This is a genomic window from Acidovorax sp. HMWF029 (genome assembly GCF_003060895.1).
In the GTDB taxonomy this organism is placed as follows: Bacteria; Pseudomonadota; Gammaproteobacteria; order Burkholderiales; family Burkholderiaceae_C; genus Acidovorax.
The window spans coordinates 1-1,964 of record NZ_QAIH01000323.1; the positions used below are offsets into that span (position 1 = coordinate 1).

The window sequence follows — 1,964 nt, forward strand, 5'->3', positions numbered from 1 at the left end:
GTTGCACGGGCGCGCGAGGGGCCAATATTCCGGCGGCCCGCTTCCCTTTCAGCGATTTTCCAGAAGCCAGCACGATGCCCATCTACCGTTCCAAAACCTCCACCGCCGGTCGCAACATGGCAGGCGCGCGCTCCCTGTGGCGCGCCACCGGCATGAAAGACGATGACTTCAGCAAGCCCATCATCGCGGTGGTCAATTCGTTCACCCAGTTCGTGCCCGGCCACGTGCACCTGAAGGACCTGGGCCAGCTGGTGGCCCGCGAGATCGAAGCCGCTGGTGGCGTGGCCAAGGAGTTCAACACCATCGCCGTGGACGACGGCATCGCCATGGGCCACGACGGCATGCTGTATTCGCTGCCCAGCCGCGACATCATTGCCGACTCGGTCGAGTACATGGTCAACGCGCACTGCGCCGACGCCATGGTGTGCATCTCCAACTGCGACAAGATCACCCCCGGCATGCTGATGGCCGCGATGCGCCTGAACATCCCGGTGATCTTCGTCTCGGGCGGCCCCATGGAAGCGGGCAAGACCCGCCTGGCCAACCCCGTCACCAAGGTCATGGAGTTCAAGAAGCTCGACCTGGTGGACGCGATGGTGATTGCCGCCGACACCAACTACTCCGACGCCGATGTGGCCGAGGTCGAGCGTTCGGCCTGCCCCACCTGCGGTTCGTGCTCGGGCATGTTCACCGCCAACTCCATGAACTGCCTGACCGAAGCGCTGGGCCTGTCGCTGCCCGGCAACGGCACCGTGGTGGCTACCCACGCTGACCGCGAACAACTGTTCAAGCGCGCAGGTCGCCGCATCGTGGACCTGGCCAAGCAGTACTACGAGCAGGACGACGAACGCGTGCTGCCGCGCTCGGTGGGCTTCAAGGCGTTTGAGAACGCCATGACGCTGGACATCGCCATGGGCGGCTCCACCAACACCATCCTGCACCTGCTGGCGATTGCCAAAGAGGCCGAGATCCCCTTCACCATGGCCGACATCGACCGCCTCTCGCGCGTCGTGCCGCAGCTATGCAAGGTGGCGCCCAACACCAACAAGTACCACATCGAAGACGTGCACCGCGCGGGCGGCATCATGGCCATCCTGGGCGAGCTGGACCGCGCGGGCAAGCTGCACACCGATGTGCCCACCGTGCACACTGCCACGCTCAAAGATGCGCTGGACCAGTGGGACATCGTGCGCACGCAGGACGACGCAGTGCGGACCTTCTACATGGCAGGTCCCGCAGGCGTGCCCACGCAGGTGGCGTTCAGCCAGAACACCCGCTGGCCCAGCCTGGACCTGGACCGCGCCGAGGGCTGCATCCGCTCGTACGACCACGCCTTCAGCAAAGAGGGCGGGCTGGCTGTGCTGACCGGCAACATCGCGGTGGACGGCTGCGTGGTCAAGTCGGCCGGTGTGGACGAAAGCATCCTGGTGTTCGAAGGCACGGCCCACGTGACCGAGTCGCAGGACGAGGCCGTGGCCAACATCCTGGCCGACAAGGTGAAGGCCGGTGACGTGGTCATCGTGCGTTACGAAGGCCCCAAGGGCGGCCCGGGCATGCAAGAGATGCTCTACCCCACCAGCTACATCAAGTCCAAAGGCCTGGGCAAGGCCTGTGCGCTGCTGACGGACGGCCGCTTCTCGGGCGGTACATCCGGCCTGTCGATTGGCCACTGCTCTCCTGAAGCCGCCGCTGGTGGCGCGATTGGCCTGGTGCAGAACGGCGACCGCATCCGCATCGACATCCCCAACCGCAGCATCAACGTGCTGGTGAGCGATGAAGAGCTGGCAAAGCGCCGCGAAGCGCAGAACGCCAAGGGCTGGAAGCCTGCGCAGCCTCGTCCGCGCAAGGTGTCTGCCGCACTCAAGGCCTACGCCAAGCTGGTGATGTCCGCCGACAAGGGCGCCGTGCGCGATTTGTCGCTGCTGGACGACTGAGCCAACAGACAAGAAGGTGGGGCAAGGCCC

Annotated in this window: 1 protein-coding gene; it reads left to right on the forward strand. The window is 65.3% G+C overall.

The window, feature by feature from the left end; translation table 11 throughout:
- The first annotated feature begins 74 nt into the window (after positions 1-74).
- A complete protein-coding gene (gene ilvD / locus DBR12_RS21280; RefSeq protein WP_108619044.1) occupies positions 75-1,934 on the forward strand; it encodes a dihydroxy-acid dehydratase in 1,860 nt (619 codons plus the stop codon).
- Positions 1,935-1,964 lie beyond the last annotated feature (30 nt).

Coding starts and splice junctions, on each gene's coding strand:
- ilvD (WP_108619044.1), top strand. CDS start 75: ATGCCCATCTACCGTTCCAAAACCTCCACCGCCGGTCGCAACATGGCA.